At 64.4% G+C, this 20,581-nt stretch carries 23 protein-coding genes; 11 read left to right on the top strand and 12 right to left on the bottom strand.

The window, feature by feature from the left end:
• The first annotated feature begins 225 nt into the window (after nucleotides 1–225).
• A complete protein-coding gene (locus J0X27_RS12710) occupies nucleotides 226–531 on the top strand; it encodes a hypothetical protein (RefSeq protein WP_097380295.1) in 306 nt (101 codons plus the stop codon).
• A 134-nt stretch (nucleotides 532–665) separates the two neighbouring features.
• Here the strand turns inward: J0X27_RS12710 and J0X27_RS12705 are convergent, their stop codons facing one another.
• The 5 genes from J0X27_RS12705 to J0X27_RS12685 all read right to left on the bottom strand — a co-directional run bounded on the left by J0X27_RS12705 (nucleotide 666) and on the right by J0X27_RS12685 (nucleotide 6,338).
• Nucleotides 666–3,431, bottom strand: a complete 2,766-nt coding sequence (locus J0X27_RS12705) for a DUF7527 domain-containing protein (protein WP_207269548.1) — start codon at nucleotides 3,429–3,431, stop codon at nucleotides 666–668.
• Nucleotides 3,432–3,479: 48 nt separating this feature from the next.
• Nucleotides 3,480–3,758, bottom strand: a complete 279-nt coding sequence (locus J0X27_RS12700) for a UPF0058 family protein (RefSeq protein ID WP_006186471.1) — start codon at nucleotides 3,756–3,758, stop codon at nucleotides 3,480–3,482.
• A 69-nt stretch (nucleotides 3,759–3,827) separates the two neighbouring features.
• Entirely contained in the window at nucleotides 3,828–4,472 is a 645-nt protein-coding gene (locus J0X27_RS12695; protein ID WP_207269547.1) for a DUF998 domain-containing protein, read from the bottom strand.
• 116 nt (nucleotides 4,473–4,588) lie between these two features.
• Nucleotides 4,589–5,761, bottom strand: a complete 1,173-nt coding sequence (locus J0X27_RS12690) for an ABC transporter ATP-binding protein (protein ID WP_207269546.1) — start codon at nucleotides 5,759–5,761, stop codon at nucleotides 4,589–4,591.
• A 109-nt stretch (nucleotides 5,762–5,870) separates the two neighbouring features.
• On the bottom strand, nucleotides 5,871–6,338 hold the full coding sequence (locus J0X27_RS12685) for a DUF5793 family protein (RefSeq protein ID WP_207269545.1): 468 nt from the start codon (nucleotides 6,336–6,338) through the stop codon (nucleotides 5,871–5,873).
• A 188-nt stretch (nucleotides 6,339–6,526) separates the two neighbouring features.
• Between J0X27_RS12685 and J0X27_RS12680 the strand changes: the two genes are divergently transcribed.
• From J0X27_RS12680 to J0X27_RS12655, 6 genes are all read left to right on the top strand, one after another.
• Nucleotides 6,527–8,356 (top strand): type II/IV secretion system ATPase subunit, encoded by a 1,830-nt coding sequence (locus J0X27_RS12680; RefSeq protein ID WP_207269544.1) that lies wholly within the window; start codon nucleotides 6,527–6,529, stop codon nucleotides 8,354–8,356.
• A complete protein-coding gene (locus J0X27_RS12675; RefSeq protein ID WP_207269543.1) occupies nucleotides 8,356–10,434 on the top strand; it encodes a type II secretion system F family protein in 2,079 nt (692 codons plus the stop codon). The genes J0X27_RS12680 and J0X27_RS12675 overlap by 1 nt, the downstream gene beginning before the upstream one ends.
• A 288-nt stretch (nucleotides 10,435–10,722) precedes the next feature.
• Complete coding sequence (locus J0X27_RS12670; protein WP_207269542.1) at nucleotides 10,723–11,196, top strand: 30S ribosomal protein S15; 474 nt, start codon at nucleotides 10,723–10,725, stop codon at nucleotides 11,194–11,196.
• Between the two features lie 6 nt (nucleotides 11,197–11,202).
• Entirely contained in the window at nucleotides 11,203–12,483 is a 1,281-nt protein-coding gene (locus J0X27_RS12665; protein WP_207269541.1) for an exonuclease, read from the top strand.
• Entirely contained in the window at nucleotides 12,480–12,803 is a 324-nt protein-coding gene (locus J0X27_RS12660) for a KEOPS complex subunit Pcc1 (protein ID WP_207269540.1), read from the top strand. Before J0X27_RS12665 ends, J0X27_RS12660 begins: the two co-directional genes overlap by 4 nt.
• The gene (locus J0X27_RS12655) at nucleotides 12,796–13,434 is read left to right on the top strand and encodes a 30S ribosomal protein S3ae (RefSeq protein WP_207269539.1); all 639 of its coding nucleotides are present in this window, start codon (nucleotides 12,796–12,798) and stop codon (nucleotides 13,432–13,434) included. Before J0X27_RS12660 ends, J0X27_RS12655 begins: the two co-directional genes overlap by 8 nt.
• A 99-nt stretch (nucleotides 13,435–13,533) precedes the next feature.
• Here J0X27_RS12655 and J0X27_RS12650 read toward each other — a convergent pair whose 3' ends face one another.
• Nucleotides 13,534–13,839, bottom strand: a complete 306-nt coding sequence (locus tag J0X27_RS12650) for a putative quinol monooxygenase (RefSeq protein WP_207269538.1) — start codon at nucleotides 13,837–13,839, stop codon at nucleotides 13,534–13,536.
• Between the two features lie 151 nt (nucleotides 13,840–13,990).
• A complete protein-coding gene (locus J0X27_RS12645; protein ID WP_207269537.1) occupies nucleotides 13,991–14,743 on the bottom strand; it encodes a DUF547 domain-containing protein in 753 nt (250 codons plus the stop codon).
• A gap of 117 nt (nucleotides 14,744–14,860) precedes the next feature.
• On the opposite strand from J0X27_RS12645, the gene J0X27_RS12640 reads away from it, so the two are divergent.
• Nucleotides 14,861–15,880, top strand: coding sequence for an AI-2E family transporter (locus tag J0X27_RS12640; RefSeq protein WP_207269536.1), 1,020 nt, complete (start codon nucleotides 14,861–14,863; stop codon nucleotides 15,878–15,880).
• Between the two features lie 69 nt (nucleotides 15,881–15,949).
• Here the strand turns inward: J0X27_RS12640 and J0X27_RS12635 are convergent, their stop codons facing one another.
• Complete coding sequence (locus J0X27_RS12635) at nucleotides 15,950–16,471, bottom strand: winged helix-turn-helix transcriptional regulator (protein WP_207269535.1); 522 nt, start codon at nucleotides 16,469–16,471, stop codon at nucleotides 15,950–15,952.
• Between the two features lie 351 nt (nucleotides 16,472–16,822).
• On the opposite strand from J0X27_RS12635, the gene J0X27_RS12630 reads away from it, so the two are divergent.
• Nucleotides 16,823–17,395, top strand: a complete 573-nt coding sequence (locus J0X27_RS12630) for a YIP1 family protein (RefSeq protein WP_207269534.1) — start codon at nucleotides 16,823–16,825, stop codon at nucleotides 17,393–17,395.
• Between the two features lie 196 nt (nucleotides 17,396–17,591).
• Here the strand turns inward: J0X27_RS12630 and J0X27_RS12625 are convergent, their stop codons facing one another.
• Nucleotides 17,592–17,990, bottom strand: coding sequence for a winged helix-turn-helix domain-containing protein (locus tag J0X27_RS12625; protein ID WP_207269533.1), 399 nt, complete (start codon nucleotides 17,988–17,990; stop codon nucleotides 17,592–17,594).
• Between the two features lie 328 nt (nucleotides 17,991–18,318).
• Between J0X27_RS12625 and J0X27_RS12620 the strand changes: the two genes are divergently transcribed.
• On the top strand, nucleotides 18,319–18,978 hold the full coding sequence (locus J0X27_RS12620; protein WP_207269532.1) for a helix-turn-helix domain-containing protein: 660 nt from the start codon (nucleotides 18,319–18,321) through the stop codon (nucleotides 18,976–18,978).
• A gap of 177 nt (nucleotides 18,979–19,155) precedes the next feature.
• Entirely contained in the window at nucleotides 19,156–19,305 is a 150-nt protein-coding gene (locus tag J0X27_RS12615; protein ID WP_097380312.1) for a DUF7560 family zinc ribbon protein, read from the top strand.
• Between the two features lie 39 nt (nucleotides 19,306–19,344).
• Here J0X27_RS12615 and J0X27_RS12610 read toward each other — a convergent pair whose 3' ends face one another.
• From J0X27_RS12610 to J0X27_RS12600, 3 genes are all read right to left on the bottom strand, one after another.
• On the bottom strand, nucleotides 19,345–19,797 hold the full coding sequence (locus J0X27_RS12610) for a pyridoxamine 5'-phosphate oxidase family protein (protein ID WP_207269531.1): 453 nt from the start codon (nucleotides 19,795–19,797) through the stop codon (nucleotides 19,345–19,347).
• A gap of 101 nt (nucleotides 19,798–19,898) precedes the next feature.
• Nucleotides 19,899–20,300, bottom strand: a complete 402-nt coding sequence (locus tag J0X27_RS12605; protein ID WP_207269530.1) for a DUF8048 family protein — start codon at nucleotides 20,298–20,300, stop codon at nucleotides 19,899–19,901.
• Complete coding sequence (locus J0X27_RS12600) at nucleotides 20,301–20,561, bottom strand: MoaD-like domain-containing protein (protein WP_097381641.1); 261 nt, start codon at nucleotides 20,559–20,561, stop codon at nucleotides 20,301–20,303.
• Nucleotides 20,562–20,581 lie beyond the last annotated feature (20 nt).

Genomic DNA, 20,581 nt, shown 5'->3' with positions numbered 1-20,581 from the left:
AGCGGGGACGATCGCTCTCTCGACCGTTCGACGTCGAGACAGTCCCGAACCGGGGTGTGATTCGTGGCTCGAGGCCGTAGCGATCCGAACCACCCGACGCGACTCCCGTCGACCGCCGGGATCGGAAGCGTTAACTACTGACAGGAACAACCATCGAGTTGAGAGTGGTCGTTTCAGTCCACGAGAGTAACTTTTAAAGGGCCCAACGACAAGTTAACAAATGCCATGATAGATAGACTTGAGAAGGAAGTCGATATGCTAGAACGTCATCTCCAGGTCCTGAAGATGGTCATCGAGAACGAACCGATCGGGATCGTCAAGATGTCCAACGAGACCGGATACCCCCACCACAAAGTTCGGTACTCGCTTCGAGTCCTCGAGGAAGAGAACCTGATCGAGCCCTCCAGCCAGGGTGCGATCCAGACCGAACGCACGACCGAGTTCGTCGATGAACTCGACGGAAAGATCGACGATATCGTCGACAAACTCGACGGGATGAAGATCGAAGACGTCGCCGAGATCGAAGGATAGTCTCTGGTCCGCTTCGGACACTGTCGTCCGTTTCCACGACCGGTAGCCGGTGTTCCGTCGTCTCCGTTGAGCGTTTTATCGGCGTTTGCAGTCGCTCGAGCGTCGCGTACCGAATCGAATACCCACTCGAGGGGCTACAGTTCGGGGACGTTCATGTGGAACCCTTCCGATCGCGATTCGACCAGACAGAGGTGGTAGCCGTCCTTCCGCGAGAGATTGACGTAACTCAGCTTCGAGCCACGGCTGAGGAAGCCGCCGCTGGTCGCTTGCTCGGCTACCTCGAGCGCGCCGGGTTCGAAGTAACTCGATGTAACCGCGATCGCCGCCGCGAGATCCGGATAGTTCGCCTTCACCGCGGAGGCGGCTTCCTCCAACCCCTCGAGCATGCCCTTGGCCGCGGGCTCTCGCGAGTCGTTGAGGGTAACGAGGACTAACGGGTTCCCCATCTTGTCGTACACGACGATGTCGAACGTCACCTCGTCGGGAACGTCGTCGGTGTCGTCGTCCGCAAGCGAGATGGTCGCGTCGAGTTCGGCCCGATCGATGCGGGGAATGGCGTCGTAGAGGTCGACCAGTCCGTTCGCGTTGCCGGTGTCGCGGATCTCGTAGAGGAGCATCTCGGTGAGCCAGTCGACGAACCGATGCTCCATCGACGACGCGAGGAACTCGTCGTAGGGCTCCCCGTCGACCGTCGCGTCGGTCGATTCGAACTGCGTGTGATGTTCGAGCCGCAGGTTCGAGGCAACCTCGCTGCGGTCGGCATCGCCGTCGTGGGCCGTCTCGAGGGTCGGTTGACTCTTCGAGGTGTACCGGACGAAGAGGTTCGTCCCCGAGAGCGCTCGCTGGGGCGAGAGCTGGGGGCCCGCGGTCGCGTCGGCACCCGCCCCGGCCGAATCGGCCGTGCGCGCCCGTTCTCGCTCCAGTTCCGTCTCGAGATCCTCGATTCGGGACTGGAGCCGTTCGACGGTCGCGGACAGTTCGTCGTTCTCCGATCGGAGCCGATCGCGTTCGGTCTCGAGTTCCTCGGCTTTCGCCACGAGGGCGTCGCGTTGTTCCTGGAGGGTCTCGACTTTCTCGGTGAGTGCCGCGACCCGCTTTCGGTCCCGGTTCTCGGTCCCTTCGTCGGCCGATCCCGTGGACCGAGACTGGCTCGATTCCTCTCGAGCCGATTGCTCCTGTGATCGCGTCCCGCGAGTTTCCGACGAAGTCGCGGTCGATGACGACGACTCCGTCCCTCGCTCCGACGGGGTCGTCTCAGTTCGTGTCCCGGTCGACGCGGTCGGGCGAGAGCCGGTCCCCGAACCGCTCGCGGCCGAGGATCGGCTCGCTCGCCGACTGCGATCGTCCGCACCCGAGGCGTCCGCCGTCGGTGCCTCGTTGTCCGGATCGATCGACGGGATCCGCCGCGTCTCGCGCCACGCTTCCTCGCGCTCGAGTTGCTCCTCGAGATATCCGTCCTCCTCTTCCGCCGGGGTCGACTCACCGGATTGGGTCTCGCTGGCGGATTCGTCACCGCCCGGGGTGCCCGCACTTCCTTCGTCGTCGACCCACGTGATGTCGTTTCGATCGAGTTCTTCGGCCGCTGCTTCGACCTCCGCCAGATCGGGGCTCGTCGCCGCGCCGGTCGCGGTATCGTCGCCGCCCGTTTCCTCCGCGGTCGCTTCGTCGGCCACCACCTCGAGCGTCTCTCCCTCGGCCGAAGACGGAGTCTGCCGTCCGCCGTCGTCAGTGATCGACGACGGCTCGGTCACGGCCGGTTCGTCCGTCGATTGGGCCGTTCCAGTCGATTCGTCCGCCGATCCGGTGGAGTCGACCGAGTCGTCCGTCGATCGATCGGCGTCAGCCGATTCGTCCGTCAGCGGCTCGGACGTCGGTTCCTCGACCGCGCGTGAGGTCGTTCGACCGTCGTCTCGCTCGCCCCGTTGACCCCGTTGGGCGACGTCCTTGGCTCCGGTTTGCCCGCCGTCCTCGGCCTCGGCTTCGGCCGAATCGGGGCTGGAATCGGGAGTCGGGTCGACGGACGGCTCGGTGAGCCCGGATTCGGTCGACTCCGTTTCGTCAGTCGTCGTGATCCCCATCGGATCGTCCGTGAGATCGAGATCGCCCATGAGCGGCGACGAGTCGTCGGCGGTGATGCCCTGGGGAGAGTCGTCGTCGGTCACGTCGTCCGTGCCGACCGGATCGGTGCTCGAAACGTCGATCGGCTCGATTCCCGACCCCGTCGAATCGTCGCTCGAGTCGTCCCGGTCCGAGACACTGGCGTCGGTCGCGGATCCGACCGTCCCGGCCCCGGCCGACTCCGAGATCGAACTCGCGTCGGGTTCGTCGCCCGAATCGGCCGCCGACGGGGACGCTGGGTCGGCTCCTGGGACGTCGGTCACTTCGATCTCGACGTCGGTCACCTCGTAGATGCCGACCTCGTCGGCCGCCCGGTCGAAGGCTTCCTCGCCGGTGAGCAGCCGTTCGGCGTTCCCGATGTAGGCGGCGGCCATGCGCCGCCCGCCGTAGTAGACGACGTAGTAGTCGCCGCTGAGTACGTTCTCGCTCAGTTCGATGTAGCCGGTAAACGAGCCACTCTGGAGGGTCTCGTCGACCTCCCTGAGCGGCGTCTCGTTGGTGTAGTATTGCGCCCGTGTCTCGCCGCCGCGTTCCTCCATCGTACAGAGCAAGGGCAGCGACGGATCGGGGGCCTCGTACTTCGTGCCCGAAGCGGTTTCGAACTCCTCGATATCGCCGTCGACGATGCCGATAATGCGGCCGTTGAGCATAAAGAGCCACGTGCCGGCCGCGGAGACGGCACCCGAGAAATCAGTGTCAGCGAGATCGGAGAGGCCATCGAAACCGCCGCCGAACGGGCGGGAATCCCACTCCTCGACGCGCTGTTGGGTGCGCGGGTCCATACGTCAACAAGCGGGAACCACACCAAATACGTTTCGCCTAGAAATCGCCTATATTTTCGATTCCGCGTCCTCGGCGAGTTCTTTCATCCGCTTGCCGATTCGACCGGCGCTCGAGAACTCGTCTTCGCTCATCGCGCTCGCCAGCGCGTTCCCGAGGACGAAGACGGCGTGTTTGTGCTCGCTCTTGGACTTGTGGACGTGCGAAGGATCGACATCGAGCTGGCGGTAGGGATCGAACAGCGTTTCGTCGACCTCCTCGCGATCCGAGAAGTACTCCATGATGACGACGAGTTCTTCGTGGAGCTCGAGGAGTTCGTCTTTATGCATGTCCACGTGTAGGGACGGTTTCGATTTAAGCGTTGTGTGGCCGGGCGTCGCAAAACCGGTCGTGAGCACTCAGCGGTTCGGTACGTCCGGTTCGCTGTCGTTCCGACGGCGCAGGGTGACCGCGAGCACGACGATCCAGCCGCCGAAGGCGACGGCGGCGACGAATTCGGGCACGGCGAACCACGTTCCGGTATCGACGTCGCCACCGAGCGAGAGCAGCCAGCCCAGCCAGGCGAGCGGGTGTACGTTTCCGAACCAGACCGACGCGACCGCGAGCCGGCCGTCACCTGCCAGCGCCGCGCCCGACCCGTAGACCCAGCTCGCAAACGGCGCGACGCCGAAGACCGAAAGCGCGGCGACCCCGTGCAGGCTCGTCTCGAGGTAGAGCGCCGTATGCTCGAGGAAGAAGATTCCCACGCCGATCATCCCTACGACCGCGATCGAGAGGAGGACGACGCCGAGGCGCTCGATGGAGTTCCGACACGCGATCCACAGCCGCCAGGCGAAGGGGAGTCCGACCAGCCCACCCAGGATCAGCCCGCCGTTGAAGAGCGGAAACGTCGGCGCGCCGTACCGACCCATATCCGAGAGCGCCCGACTCTGCCAGGTGAACGTCTCGGGCGGGGCGACGACCGTGCCGAGGGTGATCGCCCCCAGCGAGAGGATCGCTCCCGCGAGACCACAGTACGTCGCGATCCGTTTCCTGCCAGCCATGGTACCAGTTCGCACGTGCTGGCGTATCAACGTGACTGTTCGGTATACTGTCTCGAGCGATAGCCGTGTGTCACGGGAAGCAACGGCGGAGAAAGCGGTGGGCGTTTCGGACGGACTCAGTCAGCGCCGGCGGAAACCGCGTCGGCGTCCGCATCGCGTTCCTCGCGGTGGTCGGCGGGGAACCAGGCGAGTTCGTGGTCTGCGGTGACGCGAACGTCGACGCGCTCGTCCAGGTCGATTCGATCGGAGTGGTTGTGCATGCACTCGATGGTTTGCCCGCCGTCGAGTTCGACGCGATAGAGGACGGTCGGACCGAGATAGCGCCGGTAGACGACGCGACCGTCGGCCTCCGATCCCTCTGCGGGAGAGGCCGTCACGTCGTCGGGGCGCACGAGCAGGTCGACGGCGGTGCCGTCGTAGTGGTGTGCAAGTCCGTTGACGTCGTCACGGAGGACACGGCCGAGTGCGGTGTCGACGTGATCGCCGTGGACGTCGCCCGAGAGGAAACTCGCGTGACCGAGGAAGCCGGCGACGAACCGCGATTCGGGCTGCTGGAAGACCTGCTGTGGGGTATCGATCTGTTCGATGTCGCCGTCGTTCATCACGGCCACTCGATCGGAGATCGAGAGGGCCTCCTCCTGATCGTGCGTGACGGAGACGGCGGTGACGCCGGTCTCCTTGATGATCCGGCGGACCTCCTCGCGCATCTCGACTCGCAGATCGACGTCCAGATTCGAGAACGGCTCGTCGAGCAACAGCATCTCGGGCTCGGGTGCCAGCGAGCGCGCGAGCGCGATCCGCTGTTGCTGGCCGCCCGATAGCTCGTCGGGGTAATCTTCGCCGTGGTCTGCGAGCCCGACGAGCTCGAGGAGGTCGTCGACGCGGGACTCTCGATCGGCGTCCGCCCAGTCCTGGAGGCCGAACGCGACGTTCTCGCGGGCGGTCAGGTGCGGAAAGAGCGCGAAGTCCTGGAAGACGACGCCGACGCCGCGTTCCTCCGGCGGGACGAAGCGACCGTCGCCCGCGACGGGTTCGTTCTGGAGTCGGACCTGGCCGGCGTTGGGTTTCTCGAGGCCGGCGATCAGCCGGAGCGTCGTGGTCTTGCCACAGCCGGATGGGCCAAGCAGCGTCAGGATTTCGCCGTCACGGACGGACAGTGAGAGGTTTCCGATGACGTCCTCGCTACCGAATCGTTTCGCGATGCCGTCGAGTTCGAGAACCGTCTCCTCGGTCGTCAGGTCCCGATCTCCATCCTCGGCCGCCGTTGTGAGCAGTTGTCCGTTCGCCATAGATCGACTCCGCCGTCTGCCGGCGCGTTATCCATTTAGGCGAGCCTAAAACACTTATAATTGCCGGTCCAGTCCCGACGGGTGGGACCGAAACGGAGCCCAGGGGCCGCTACAGTTCGACGCCGCTTGGAATCAGGCTGTGCTGGCGGAGCAAACTGCCCTCTTCGTCGTAGACGAGAAACGTTCGTTTGTCGTAGCTAACGAACGGGTCGCCATCGAGCGTGATCTCGACCTCGTAGCGACCCTCGTCGGCGGCATCCTCACCGTACCCCCGTGCCGCACGAATGAACTGGAGGACGTCGGCGGCGTCCTCGTTGAGTTCGAGGATGAACTCGCCGGTGACGCGGTTGGTGACGCTCACTACCCCCGTGGTGTCGTCCCCGAGCGGTCCCTGCAGGCGAAGGGCCGTGTCCGTTTCGCTCGCCTCGAGAACGGTTCCGTCGGGACCAGTAAGGCGCTCGCGGAGCAGCGTCGCCGGGCCGGTAAAATCGATCGATACCGCGGGCTTTTCCGGTTGGCCGCCGGTTTCGACCCAGTCGATATTGGTAACGTCTAACGTGAAGTGCTCGCGCCTCATTCCCTACCCGTTCCTTCGGACTCCGGCGGTATGAACGTAACGCACGAAACGGACGCGACGCGGCCGAGCCATCGGAGAGCCTGAGAACGACCCACCGGAGAGACGCACGATCGGGTGCCGATCGAACGGGTAGTTAGCCGTCTCATTTATGTCGGTTGCGTCCCGACGTGTCAGGAAACTCCGCGTCAATGGACCAACCAGCACACACCGACTCGGTCGGAAACGATACGTCGCCCGCTGAGAGCGAGGCGGCCACTCGGCCTCGAGACGAGGGGACAGGGGCGGCTGCTGGCGAGTCGGAGCCAGCCGCCGGGGACGGCGAGGGATCGTCGACGATCGGTAACGCTCGTCGGACGATCCGCCGGCTCGTCGAAACGCTCCGCGGATCGAGTCTCGATGTCCCCGACTACGATCCGAACGCCCACGGACCGCTGGTCACGGTCGACGGTTCGGACGGCCTCGAGGAGGTCGACCGCTACTGGGTCGACGCGCCGTTTGCGGCCGTCTCGATCGGCTACGATCACGAGGCGAACGAACACCGGTATCGTGCCGTCGAGCCCACGCTCCGGGAGGAGGAAGCGGTCCTGCTCGAGACGCTGTTCGACGACATCCGCGATCCCCTGTTGTACCGCGAACAGGACGGCGACGACATCGAAGGGCTGTTGCAGGAGACGATCCGCGACTCCCTCGAGCGTTACGGTGCCGAGATCGAGACGGCGACGTTCTACCGGCTGTTTTACTACATCTACCGGGATTTCCGGGGGTACGGACCGCTCGGTCCGATCATGCACGATCCACACGTCGAAGACATCTCCTGTGACGGCTACGACCTGCCGCTGTTCGTCTATCACGACGAGTACACCGACATCGAGACGACGGTCTCCTTCGAAAAAGCGGCTCTCGACCGGTTCGTCGTCCGGCTCGCCCAACACTCCGGCCGGCACATCTCGATCGGCGACCCGATGGTCGAGACGACCCTCCCCGACGGATCGCGGGCCGAACTGGCTCTCGGTGAGGAGGTGACGCCGCGTGGCTCCGCGTTCACGATCCGGAAGTACGCCGACGACCCGTTCACGCCGATCGACCTCCTCGAGTACGGCACGTTCGACGTCGAGCAACTGGCCTACCTCTGGCTCGCTATCGAACACAACAAGAGCCTGATCTTCGCGGGCGGGACCGCGTCGGGGAAGACGACGAGCATGAACGCCGTCTCGATGTTCATCCCGCCGCGGTCGAAGGTGGTGACCATCGAGGACACCCGCGAACTCCAGCTCTCCCACGACAACTGGCTCTCCTCGCTCACGCGCGAGCGCCGCCACGAGGGCACGGACGTGACGATGTACGACCTGTTGCGCTCGGCCTTGCGCCACCGTCCCGAGTACATCGTGGTCGGCGAGGTCCGCGGCGAGGAAGCGATGACGCTCTTTCAGGCGATGAACACCGGCCACACCACCTACTCGACGATGCACGCCGATTCGGTGCAGACGGCCATCAATCGCCTGGAGAACGAGCCGATCAACGTCCCCCGATCGATGGTCCGGAGCCTCGATATCCTCTCGGTCCAGACGCTGACCCGCTCGGGCGACCAGCGCGTCCGCCGGAACAAGGTCCTCGCCGAAATCGAGGGGATCGACCAGCGAACCGGCGAACTCGACTACTCGACGGCCTTCACCTGGGAGAGCGACACCGACACCTTCCGAAGTACCGGCAGTACCGTCCTCTCGGAGATCCGCGACGAACGAGGCTGGAGCCAGAAGGAACTGCTGACCGAACTCGGGAACCGCGAACGGTTCCTCGAGTACCTCCAGGCAAACGGCGTCTCCGACTACCAGCGCTTTACCGCCCTGGTCAACGAGTACTACAGCGATCCGGATCGCATCCTCGAGACCATCGAGGACGCCGATGCGGACGCCACTCGTACCGACGAGACGCTCGCCACCCGGACGGGAGTGACCAGCGAGAACGAGTTCGGAGCCACGACCGATTCCCGAACTGACGAGACCACACCCCGAGACTAATGCGCCCCGTGACCGTTGCCCCGCTGGTAGTCGCCGCACTGCTGTGTGTTCCCCTCGCCGTCGCCAGGTACTCCGATCGCGTCGACCGGCTCCTGTGTCGGATCGGGATCCGACTCTTCGGCGAGTACGTCGACGTCGTGGTTGGCAATCGGTCGGGCAGACGAGCTGCGTTACGGGCCACACACGCCCCGACGACCGTCCGCCGATACGGGGCGACGACGCTTTTGTACGCCGCGATCGCCGTGATCGTCGGCTCGATCGTCGGGCTCTACGCCATCTGGGGTCTCCTCGAACTCCTCTCGATCGACCCCGAAACCTTGCGGACGGCGCTGCCGACTCCCCTGGAGTTCCTGGCGACGCTCGGGGGCGTGCCGACGCTGCCGCCGGCCGAACTGGCCGTCCTGTTGTTTGGGTCCTCGCTGACACTCGGTGCGATCGCCGGCGGTGGGACCTACTGGTTCCGGTGGTGGTATCCGGGCTACGTCGCCGACGCCCGCGCTCGCCGGATCGAGGCGGGATTGCCCGCGACGGTCGCGTTCATGTACGCGCTCTCGAAAAGCGGCATGGCGTTCCCGGAGATCATCCGAATCATCGCCACACAGGAGGATACCTACGGCGAGGCCGCCACGGAGTTTTCGGTCGCCGTTCGGAGCATGGACACCTTCGGAACCGACGTCATCACCGCCCTCCAGACGATGGGCCGGCGCTCGCCGAGCCCGCAGTTCGGCGAGTTTACCGAGAACCTCGTCAGCGTCTTACAGAGCGGCCAGGGACTCGGCGGCTTCCTCGAGCGCCAGTACCTGGACTACCGCGAGGAGGTCGAATCACAGCAGGAAGGGATCCTCGATCTGCTCGCGACGCTTGCGGAAGCCTACGTCACGGTGCTGGTCGCGGGACCGCTCTTCTTGATCACCGTCCTCGTCGTCATCGGCATCACCGGGAGCGACACGATCGGACAGTTACAGCTCGTCGTCTACGTCCTCTTGCCGCTCGCCAACCTCGGCTGTATCGTCTATCTGAGCATGGTCACCGACAAACTCGATCCCAGCAGCGGGGTCGACGGGGACCCCGACGGTATCGACCCACTGTCGGTCGAGGGGGGTCGATCGGCGGCGGTCGTCGGGAGCGGAACGGGGCCGGGCCCGCGCCCCCACCCCAACGTCGAACGGGTTCGATACTATCGCCGATTGCAGGGCGTTCGCGAGCGGTTCGGTCACCCGATCCGGACACTGATCGAGCAGCCGTCGCTCACCCTCGCGATTACCGTCCCGATCGCACTCGCAGTCGTATTCAGCCGACTCCCCGCGGCGCTCGAGGACGGGTTCGACGTGGCCGCAGTCGACGACACCATCGCCGTCGGGGCGTTCGGGGTCGTGACGGTCTTTGCGATCGCGTACGAACTCCACCGCCGCCGCCTCGAGCGAATCGAGGCTGCGGTCCCGGACCTGCTCGATCGCCTCGCCAGCGTCAACGAGGCCGGTCTGTCGATCGTCTCGGCGATCGATCGGGTCCGTGACTCCGACCTGGGACCGCTCAGCGCAGAACTCGACCGGGTCTGGAACGACGTCGAGTGGGGTGCAGACCTCCAGACGGCGCTCCACAGGTTCGAAGCCCGCGTGGGAACGCGATCGATCGCCCGCGTCGTCACGCTGTTGACCGAGTCGATGAACGCCAGCGGGAACCTCGCGACGACGCTTCGGATCGCCGCACGCGGGGCGGCGGCGGATCGCCGGCTCAAGCGCGAACGCAGGCAAGCGATGCTCGAGTACATGGTCGTCGTCTACGTCTCGTTTCTGGTCTTCCTCTTTATCATCGCAGTGCTGGCCGGCTACCTCCTCCCGAACCTCCCGACGGAAACGGTCGACGTCGGAGCCGACTCGAGTCTCGACGGGCTGGGCGGATTCTCCGACGCCGATGCCGACGCCTACGCCACGCTGTTCTATCACGCGACGCTCGTTCAGGGAGCGCTCTCGGGGTTGATCGCCGGCCAGTTGAGTACCGGCGATATCAGAGCCGGGGCGAAACACGCCGCCGCCATGATCGCCCTCTCCGTGATTCTCTTCGCGATCCTCGTGTGAGCGGCCCCTCTATAGTAGCCACTGAAAGTCAATGCACACCTGACCGCATGATGGCGTTGTGGCCAGTGTGTAAATCGTTTCAGTGGCTACTATAGCCGAGAGCGGCCCCGATGTAGAAACGCTTTAGTCCTCGACGGCGGAAGCGAGAGTGGGAAGCGCACGGCCGCAAATCCGACTGTGCCGTCCACGTTTCGGATGGCTTGGGATTGCGGAAGTGCACGGCGAGAGCCAAATACTGTCGTTCGACAGTGTGTTCACGCGCGGTCAGTGCGATTCCTATCCTCAACAATGGCACGAATGCACACCCGCCGTCGCGGCTCGTCCGGTTCGGACAAGCCGTCGGCAGACGAACCACCGGAGTGGAGCGACGTCGACCCCGAAGACATCGAAGACCGGGTCGTCGAACTAGCCGAGCAGGGCCACGATCCCAGCCAGATCGGGATGAAGCTGCGTGACGAAGGCGTCACCGGCACGCCCGTTCCCGACGTCAAGCTGGCGACCGGCAAGAAGATCACCGAGATCCTCGAGGAGAACGACGCGCGAGCCGACATCCCCGAAGATCTCTGGAACCTGATGGAGCGTGCCGTGCGCCTGCGCGAGCACGTTCAGCAGAACCAGCAGGACCACCAGAACAAGCGCGCCCTGCAAAACACCGAAGCGAAGGTCCGCCGTCTGGTCAAGTACTACCGCGGCGACGAGATCGAGCCGGACTTCACGTACACCCCCGAGCTCGCGAAAGAACTCGTCGAAGACGCCGACTAACGTCGTATGTCCACCGAGGGTCGAGTCGTCGAGCCGGCAGCCGCCACGAGCGCACTCGAGAGCGCCGGCTTCGTCCGCGTGGTCGCCCGCGCGGACGGCGACGGGCTCGCAGCGAGCGGGCTCCTCGCGAGCGCCCTCGCGGCCAGCGAGACGCCGTTCCAGGTGACGGTCGGTCGGACGGTCGCGGAGCGAACCGAACGCGTTCGCGAACCGACCAGTCAGGACGAGGTGACGGTCGTCGTCGGGACCGCCGACGCGACCACCGCCGAGGACGACCGACTCCAGCTCGCGGCGACGGATCGCCCCGCGACCCTCGAGGCCGTCGACCTCGTCCGCGAACTCGGTTCGACCCCGGATCCGGTGCTCGCACTCGCCGGCGTCGTCGCCGGCGGGAGCGAACCCGGTGCGGGCGAGAGCGAGTGGCTCCTCGAGACCGCCCGCGAACGTGGACTCCTCGAGCGACGACCGGGCGTCGCGGTACCGACCGCCGATCCGGTCGACGGCGTCGCCCACTCGACGCGTCTGTGCGCGCCGTGGTCGGGCGACCTCGACGCGACGCGCGAGGCGCTTTCGGACGTCGTCGACGGCGATCCGGACGCGCTCGACGCGGACGCCCATCGCGCGATCGGCTCGCTGGTCGCCCTCGACGCCGTCGGTGCCGACGAGGCGACCGACGCCGCCGCGGAGACGATCGGGCGGGCGCTACGGCCGTACGCGACGCCCGAGCACGCCTTCGCGACCGTCGGCGGCTTCGCCGACGTACTCGAGGCGCTGGCACGGACCCAACCCGGCACCGGAACGGCCCTCGCGATGGGACACGACGTCCACGAACTCGCCCTCGAAGTCTGGCGCGAGTACGGACGCCGCGCTCACGATGCGCTCGCGGGCGCGTCGACCGGCCGCTACGACGGGCTGTTCGTCGTCGGCATCGACGACGGCCCCGTCGAAGCGGTCGCGCAGGTTGTGGCGGCCTCCCGGTCGCCGGAACCGACCGTCCTCGTGGTCAGCGAGGGAGACGATCCCTCGAGCGATCGGACGGGGTCCGACGGCGGCCGGGGCGAGGCGGCGATCGCGACGCGCGAGGCGACCCCCCTCGGCGCGACCCTCGAGGGCGTCGCCCGCGAACTCGCGGCGACGGAGTCGACGACGGACGGAGACGACGATCTCGAGGCCACCGCCGGCGTCGAATACGACATCGGCCACCGACGTGGCTACCTTCGATACGACCTCGACAACCTCGACGTGGACGAATCGACGATCATCGCAACCGTGAGGGAGCGACTATGAGCCGGCGAGCGACGATTCGGACGGCACACGACGACGCGGCGCTCGTCGCGCGGGCGATCAGCCCGGACAACACCGACGAGATGACGACGACCGTCGAGCGGGACGACACCGAAGGTGACGACACCACAGGTCGACTCGTTACGCGGATCGACCGCGAGACGACGAGCGGTCTCCAGTCGACGGTCGACGACTACGTCGTCAACCTCGAAGTCGCGATCGACGTCGCGTCGCAGGCACGAGCCGTACAGGGCGACCAACCGACGGACACGGGACCTGTGTCCGATCACGATACCGACTCAGACACAACACACAATGAGTGAACGATCAGTTTCACGTGCGAAACAGGAAAAGCGGTGGTACACCGTCCTGGCACCCGAACAGTTCGACCGCCAGGAACTCGGCGAAACCCCCGCTGACGAACCGGAGAAAGTCTACGGCCGAACGCTCGAGACGACGCTCGGCGAACTCAACAACAACGCAAGCGAGAACAACACGAAGCTCACCTTCAAGATCAACGACGTCGGCAGCGACAGCGCGTACACGGAGTTCGTGGAACACTCCCTGACCCGTGACTACCTGCGCTCGCTGGTCCGCCGCGGTGCCTCCAAGATCGAGGCCTACGTCACCGTCCTCACGACGGACGATTACCGCGTCCAGATCCAGCCCGTCGCGTTCACGACCAAGAAGGCCGACGCGAGCCAGGAGAAGGCCATCCGCGAGCAGATGGTCGAGATGATCGAGGAGGCCGCCGAGGAGCGCTCCTTCGAGGAACTCGTCGACAGCGTCGTCGAGGGTCGTCTCTCCTCCGCCATCTACGGCGAGGCAAAGACGATCTACCCGCTGCGACGCGTCGAGATCCAGAAGACCACCCTCGAGGCCCACCCCGAGGAAGTCGCCGAAGAGGAAGCGACCGCGGTCGACGTCGACGAAGAAGACGTCTCCGCGGACTGATCGCGACGGCGAGCGGACTGAATTTCGCTGGCGACGCTGTTTTGCCGACGTTTCGTCCGGTGAGAGCGCCGTCTCGTCGAACGACGGCAGGCGAGTCACTCAGAGCTCGAGTTCCGTCGCCGAGTCGACCTCGAACTTCGTGACCGTGGGTTCGCCGGCGAGCAACTCCGGCAGCGCCGCCTCGAACTCCTGGAAGTGGTCCGTCTGGGTGTGTGCGCCGAACGCTTCCTCGTCTTCGTACTGTTCGAAGAAGCGAACGACGTTCTGATCGGAGACGTCCGTCGCCGCTCGGTAGTCGATCAGTCCGGGTTCCTGTCGTGATTCGGCGACGAGGTGCTCGATCGACTCGAGTGCCTCCTCGCGGCGGTCTGGATCGATCGGAAAACTCGCGTGAATGACGATCATTACGACACGGTGGTTCGGCCAACAGTCCATAAAACTGATCCTCCACGGGCTGGAGGCGTTCGCACACGCTGGTTCCGTGCGAACGCGGAACGCTCCGTGCCACTGCAGCCGTTTCTGCGTGTGCAGTACTCAAAACGGGAACGCCGGGGTATCAGTCGTGGGAGAAGTCGGCTCGAATGTCGTCGCCCTCCAGATCGACGTCGAGTTCCGCAGAGTGGTCGACCCGTTCGTACTCGAGGGACGGCCTCGTCTCGGCCGGCACGGCATTGTACTCCCGGAGAAAGCGAACGATGCCTCGCGTCCCGCCGAAATCACCACGATACTGTCGGAACAGCCGCGGGACCGTCGCGGTATCGGCCTCGGGATCGTAGGTAACGTTCTCCTCCAGGAACCACTCGATCGCGATATCGAGTTCCTCGTCGACGTCACGTGGCGAGTAGACCGCGATCGGCGGGCAGTGTTCGGCCCCGTGACCCAACGCGAAGTGAATCCGGGGATCGCACTCCGCGAGGCGGAACTGCCGCTCGAACGACGAGGGGAACAGCCGGGGGAGATAGCCAAACCCCCACGGCTGTTTCGAGCTGCGGAGCAGCCCGTGTTCGATGTCGTTGAGACTCAGCCAGACGCCACTCACCGGAATCTGATCGCGGGCGAAGAACTTCCACTGATCGAGGAGTCCACCGTCGAACAGCGCCGGCTCCTCTTCCTCCAACAGGAGTTGTGCGTACGCGTTGTAGCAGTTGAGCCAGAACGCGAGCTTTCGCTCGCGATCGACGAGCGCCCGCTCTAGCTGTGACCGCTCGAGTGCCGCCAGGTGCTCTCGCAACGGGTCGGCATCGCCCTCGGTCTTGACCGTATATAAGAGATCGGCCGACAGCGAGAGGGGATCGAGCTGAGTCGACATTCGGGTAGTAGTTCACGAACCAAGCCCTTGAAGCCGTGTGACGGGTACACACGACAGTCCGGTCAGAGGACAGGTTCAAGCCGTGGTTTTATGCGATCTAACACAAAAATAATGGCTGTGAATCTCAGTAAGGGGTTTCTCCTCGTCCTCATCGCCCTCTTTGCGTACCTCTCGCTGTTGCTCGTGGTGCCGTTCGCCCAGTACGTTCTCGGGGCGATCCTCATCGCGTACGTCCTCTATCCGGTTCAGCAACGCCTCGAACGGCGAGTCCGACCGTCGATCGCCGCGGTCGCACTCGTTGCCCTCGCGGTCGCCGGCTTCGTCGTCCCGCTGATCGTCGTCGTTATCGCGGTTGCCAGCGACGCCCGGCGGCTCCTCGAGACCGTCAACACCGACTCGCTGGAGTTGAGCGAACTCGAGCGGGCGATCGAAGAGCAGACCGGCCAACGCGTCGATCTCCCCTCGGCGCTCGTCGATGCCGCACAGAACGTCGGCACGGTCGCCCTCGAGCGATCGACCGAGTGGTTCAGCACGGTGACACACGTGCTGATCGGGGTGGGTCTCGCGGTTTTTCTGCTCTACTACTTGCTCAAAGACGGCGACGATCTGGTGGCATGGATGCGAGAGCTGACGCCGCTTCCGGACGACGTCCAGGACGATTTTTACCAGCGCCTCGACGAGGTGATGTGGGCCGTCCTCGCGGGTCACGTCCTGATCGCGATCGTACAGGGGAGCATCGCCGGGCTCGGACTCCTCGCGACCGGGATCCCCAACGCCGCGTTCTGGACCGTCATCATGATCGTCCTCTCGTTGATCCCCCTCGTGGGGTCGTTCCTGATCTGGGGGCCGGCGGTGATCTTTCTGTTCCTGACCGGTGAACCGTTACTTGCGGGAGTGCTGTTCGTGTACAGCATGATCGTCGTCGGACTCTCCGACGATTACCTCCGGCCGCTCGTCGTCGATCGGTACGCGGAACTCAATCCTGCCGTCATCATCCTCGGCGTTCTCGGCGGCGTGTACGCCTTCGGCGTCATGGGTCTGTTCTACGGCCCCGTGGTCCTCGGCGCGTTGATGGCGACGCTCGACGTCATGAACAACCACTACGACCGACTCGGGAACGATCCGGGAATGCAGTGACAGGGTCCAGCGCAAACACACGCCGTTCGGCGTGGAAGAAGTCACGGACGGCGGCCCGACGGTGCCGCGTTACTCGTCGGTTCCCGCGAGCAACTCGTCGACGAGCCGCGTAAACCGATCGAGGAGTCGATCGGGAACCGTCGGCGTCACCGTCGCCAGCAGCCGACCCGTCGCTTCGGGTGCCGCGAGTTCGAGGGTCACGCGGTTTCGTTCGTCGTAGCGTTTCTCGACGAGGTCGTGATCGACCAGTCGATCGAGGTGGTACTCGAGCGTGCTCCGGGCGATATCGAGGGCGGCGGTGATATCATCGGGTGCGGCCGGCTCGTGCTCGATCAGGTAGACGACGATCTCGCGGGCCGTTTCCCGACGGAACAACGCCAGTGCGGCTCGTTCCCACTCGTCGTACTCGGGCGGGTAGTAGTGAGTCCGACCGTAGAACTCCTCGCGAACGAGTCGGTCGTCATCGAGCAGTCGACGGACGTGGTACTGGACCTGTCCCGGCGCGAAGTCGGACTCCCTGACGAGTTCGTTGAAATGGACGCCGGCGTTCGTGCCGATGCGGGCCTGAATCTGCTGTCGGGTATCGCTCATCGATAGTTCGTAACCTCGGAGAGGCGGACGTATTGGGACCTATCGCTGGCGGACATATAACGGGTCACCCAGGTTCCCAACCCCCGAGAACCGACGGCGTGACCCGGATCAGCGGCTCGTAGCTCACCCGTACCGTCGGGGGCGGATACCGTTTGGACCCCTCCGTTGCAGTCAACGACTCGCGGTCGTCGCCTCGAGCGTCGTTCGACACTGCTAGCCTGTCTGTCAGTTTCGGCTCCGATCGTCGCGTCGGTCGGCGTTCTGACTGCCTATCTGTAAGTATACTAAAGAGTTCTTGCAAACGTTACAGGAATCCAGTATATTTTTATTGTCTTATTGTTATCCTGGCGTATGAATCTCTTACAACAGTGGAAAGGTGTCAGCGGTTATATGATCAACGACCCCGGGACGTTTTTCAGTCAATACAATGAAAAACACGGGGTCGGGTACCCGCTACAGTTCCTGCTCGTTACGTCCCTGGTGAGTATGCTCATCCCCGCAGTGTTGTCCATACTGCTCAACGTCTCGTCGCCGGCTACTGCAGCGCTCGGCGGGCTGATCATCCTCGGCCTGGGTCTCGTAACGTGGCTCGGAGCCGTTATCGAGGCGTTGCTCGTCCATCTCGTGGCGATGGCGTTTGGCAAGCGTGGCGTCGCGACGACCCTCGAGGCCTACGCGTTCCCGGCGATCGTCCGCCACGGACTGTGGTGGATTCCGATCGTCAACCTCGCGCTCGGGCTGTACGGCTGGTATCTGCAGATCAAAGCGCTTGCGGCGTTCCACGACCTCTCGACCGGCAAGGCCGTCGTGGCTGCGGTGATCGGAGCCCTGCTGTACGTCCCCGCACTCGTCGTCGTCGCCGCAGTCATCGCCACGTTCGTCCTCGAACTCGGTAGCAGTACAGGCGCGGGCGCGGGCGTTTGAGGTCGGTCTCCGAGTAACCAGCGGGAAATCCGAATCGAGCGGCACAACGTCCCTGTCGCGTCTCGAGTCCGGCGTCGGACTCGAATCGAGCGGAAAACGAATCAGCAGCAATCGGAGCTGTCGTCGGCTCCGGGACCGGAAACGAAATCACCTGAGCGGATCGGCGAGCACCGTTCGGCTGCGAACGCAGCCTCGATCAGTCACCGGCGATCGGGGCGGTCGACACCGACTCGGTGTCGGGCTCCGGGCTCGTCATCTCGATCTCGATCCCGCCCCCGTCGGCGATGGAGACGAGCACGTCGTCGAAGTTCTTGCGGTACTCGGTCGCGTGCTTGCCGGAGGTGTTGATCCGAACCTTCTCTTCGACCAGGTCGGCCTCCGTCAGCTTCTCGACTTTCCGGTATGCCGTCGACATCGGGATCTCACACTGCTCGGAGAGTTCCGTCGCGGTCAGCGACTCTCCGGACGTCGCCTCGAGGATGGCGCGACAGGCGTCGTCGTCCAGCGCGGCGAGAACGGCCTGCGGGTCGATGGGGTCGTCGGTTTGCCAGCCTCGCGTCCGACCGTCGCTCGCGTCAGGGTTCGTCGTGGGCATCTTGTATCCTCTATTACCAACCCTGCCCCCTCCAAATAACGCCCAATAAATACAGGGTGCTTTATATTGGGGTGCGTATACTGGCTCGGTTCCACCCAGCGGGGAATCGTCCGGGAAGACGGAAGGCGACGCTTCCATCGGAGTACCGGATCGATCCCCTGATACGGTCTCCTGTCCGTCAGTGCCGGGGGGACCGGGACCGCCCTGCGGTTCAACCGGGACATCGGGCCAGCAAACCGTATGACGGATTCGAGGTCACAGCCATCATGTGAGAGTTTATCATTCCACAGACACAGAGTTTAGGGTCCGGCCCTCACAACGGTAGCGTATGGTTTCGGGGATTCGAGCGGAGGTAAAAATCGACGATCCGCCCGACTGCGTCGTCGGACAGGCCTCCGCCGAGACGAACGGACGGGTCCACTCGGTTTCGAAGAGCACCAGTCCATCCACGCCCGAGCGCGTCACCGAGGAGTTCCTGCTCGAGGCCGAGACCTACCCCGACGAGTTCGACGTCGATGTGGAGCTCTCGGCGATCTTTTCCTACGGCTCGAGCACGGTCTACCGGTTCGAGCGCGAACTCGGCCGCGGTTGTCCCTGCGAGTGTATCGAGGAACACGATTGTCCGGTCGTCGACGTCCGCACGCAGGGGGCGGCGCTCTATCTGACCTTCCACGCGCCGGATATGCACGGCTTGCAGGCGATCATCGGCGAGTTGCGGGATCGCTACGCGAACCTCGACGTCCAGCGGCTGCTCCAGTCCCAACAGGACCACGACGAACGAAACCTCGTCTTCGTCGACCGGAGCCTGCTGACGGACCGCCAGACCGAGGTCCTGGAGACGGCCCACCGGATGGGCTACTTCGAACACCCCAAACGCGCCAACGCCGGCGAGGTCGCCGCCGAACTCGACATTACCGGCACGACGTTCACAGAGCACCTCGCTGCGGCCCAGACGAAGCTCCTCGACGCCATCCTCGATCACGAATAGTCGCTCCGACCTGCGGGCTCGAGCCAGGGCGAGACCGGACTGTGGACGGAGCGCTGACTCGAGCCGTATGAACGTATCGGAACCTACAGGACGGCGGTACTGAACCGCAACCCTATATATACTGGACGTGCAGCTATACGGTAGACAACCGACGGTTGACACGGCTCATCCCCTGATATGAGTAGATACGAGTTTACGTGCCCGGAATGCGGGCAGGAGATCGAAGTCAACGAATCGATGCGCGAGGCCACGCTGGCACACGGCTGTCCGGTCTGTGGTTCGTCGGTTACGTCCTCGGCGTTCGCCACCGAACAACAGACGAAGTGACTCCCTCGCCATCGAGTCTCCGCGTCCGACCGTCCCGTCTCACTCCTCGCGATCGATTTCAGTCCGCCGTCCGTCGAGTGATGCCGGTGTGAGCCGGTAGAGTTCGATGTTCAGTGCCTCCTTTCCCTCGGCCCAGATCTCGAACAGCGGCCGTTTCGTATCCCCATACTGGGCGATCTGGCCCGCCGTCAGCTCCGACGGCTCGATGCTCTCGAGTGAGCCCGTGGCGATGACGCTCCGGTACGTCGAGCCGGCATCATCGTAAACGACGAGCCGCGCTTGTGGCGCGGACTCGAGGAACTGGCGCTTCTCGCTGTCGGGGGTCGACACCATCCGCATGTAGAACACTCGGTCGTCGTCGTCGTAGCCGTACGAGATCGGGATCGCATAGGGGTCGTCCGTCCGCGCGAGCGACAACACCCCAGTCTCGTGACGACTGAGGAAATCGTCGATCTCCGCGTCCGTCATCTCGGTTTCCTGGTCGATAGCCATCGTCTGGGTGGTTTTCCAAAGGAGAATCATGATCTTTAGAGTTGCCATCGACCGCGAGAAGCGCGGGACGGTGAGTTGGACGCTCCGGCCCGACCGTCGCGTTACTCGAGTCCGCTCTCCGTGCCGCCATCGACGGGATCGTCCTCGCTCGTCCCGATTACGACCGGCTCTCGGATCTCGAGTGCGCTTTCGAACTCGGCTTCGCGGTCCATGCGCCGACCGATCCGTTTCAGTTGCTCCTCGTGTGCGCGCCGGATGGCCGACAGTTCCCGGTCAGTGACGTCGATTCCGTCGCCGATCTCGTCCCAGTGGCCCCAGTCGACGAGGAAGACCTCGATCTCGTCGTCCGCGTAGAGCCGCTCGTACTCCCGGCGATACCGCTCTATCGCCGGCTTCAACGCGACCTGTGCGCGTTCGATCAGGTCGGGCAACCTGGTCGGGGCCACGCTCGCCTTGGCTGCAGTAAGCACGAGCACTTGCCCGTCGATCGGCTCGCCCGCCATCTACCCACCTGCACGCATCGCCTTCTGTGCGAACCGCTCGACGAGCGGGTCGAGCGTCTCTTCTTCCCCCTCGAAGACGATCGTCACCTCGGTCAGTTGCAACGACGGACCGATATCGACTGTCGCCGAGGAGAACGTCGCCGTCCAGTCGTCGCCTTCGACGGTGTCCTCGGCGACCTGTTCCCCGCCCAGGTTCGTCAAATAGCGGATCACGAGCCGTTCGGAGATGCCCCGAAAAGACCGACTGATACGGGTTGCCATACCGACGATTCGATCGCCGG

The organism is Natrinema longum (genome assembly GCF_017352095.1).
Classification (GTDB): Archaea; Halobacteriota; Halobacteria; order Halobacteriales; family Natrialbaceae; genus Natrinema; species Natrinema longum.
Note: the sequence above shows the minus strand (reverse complement) of the source record. Positions and strands in the feature narration are given on the sequence as shown.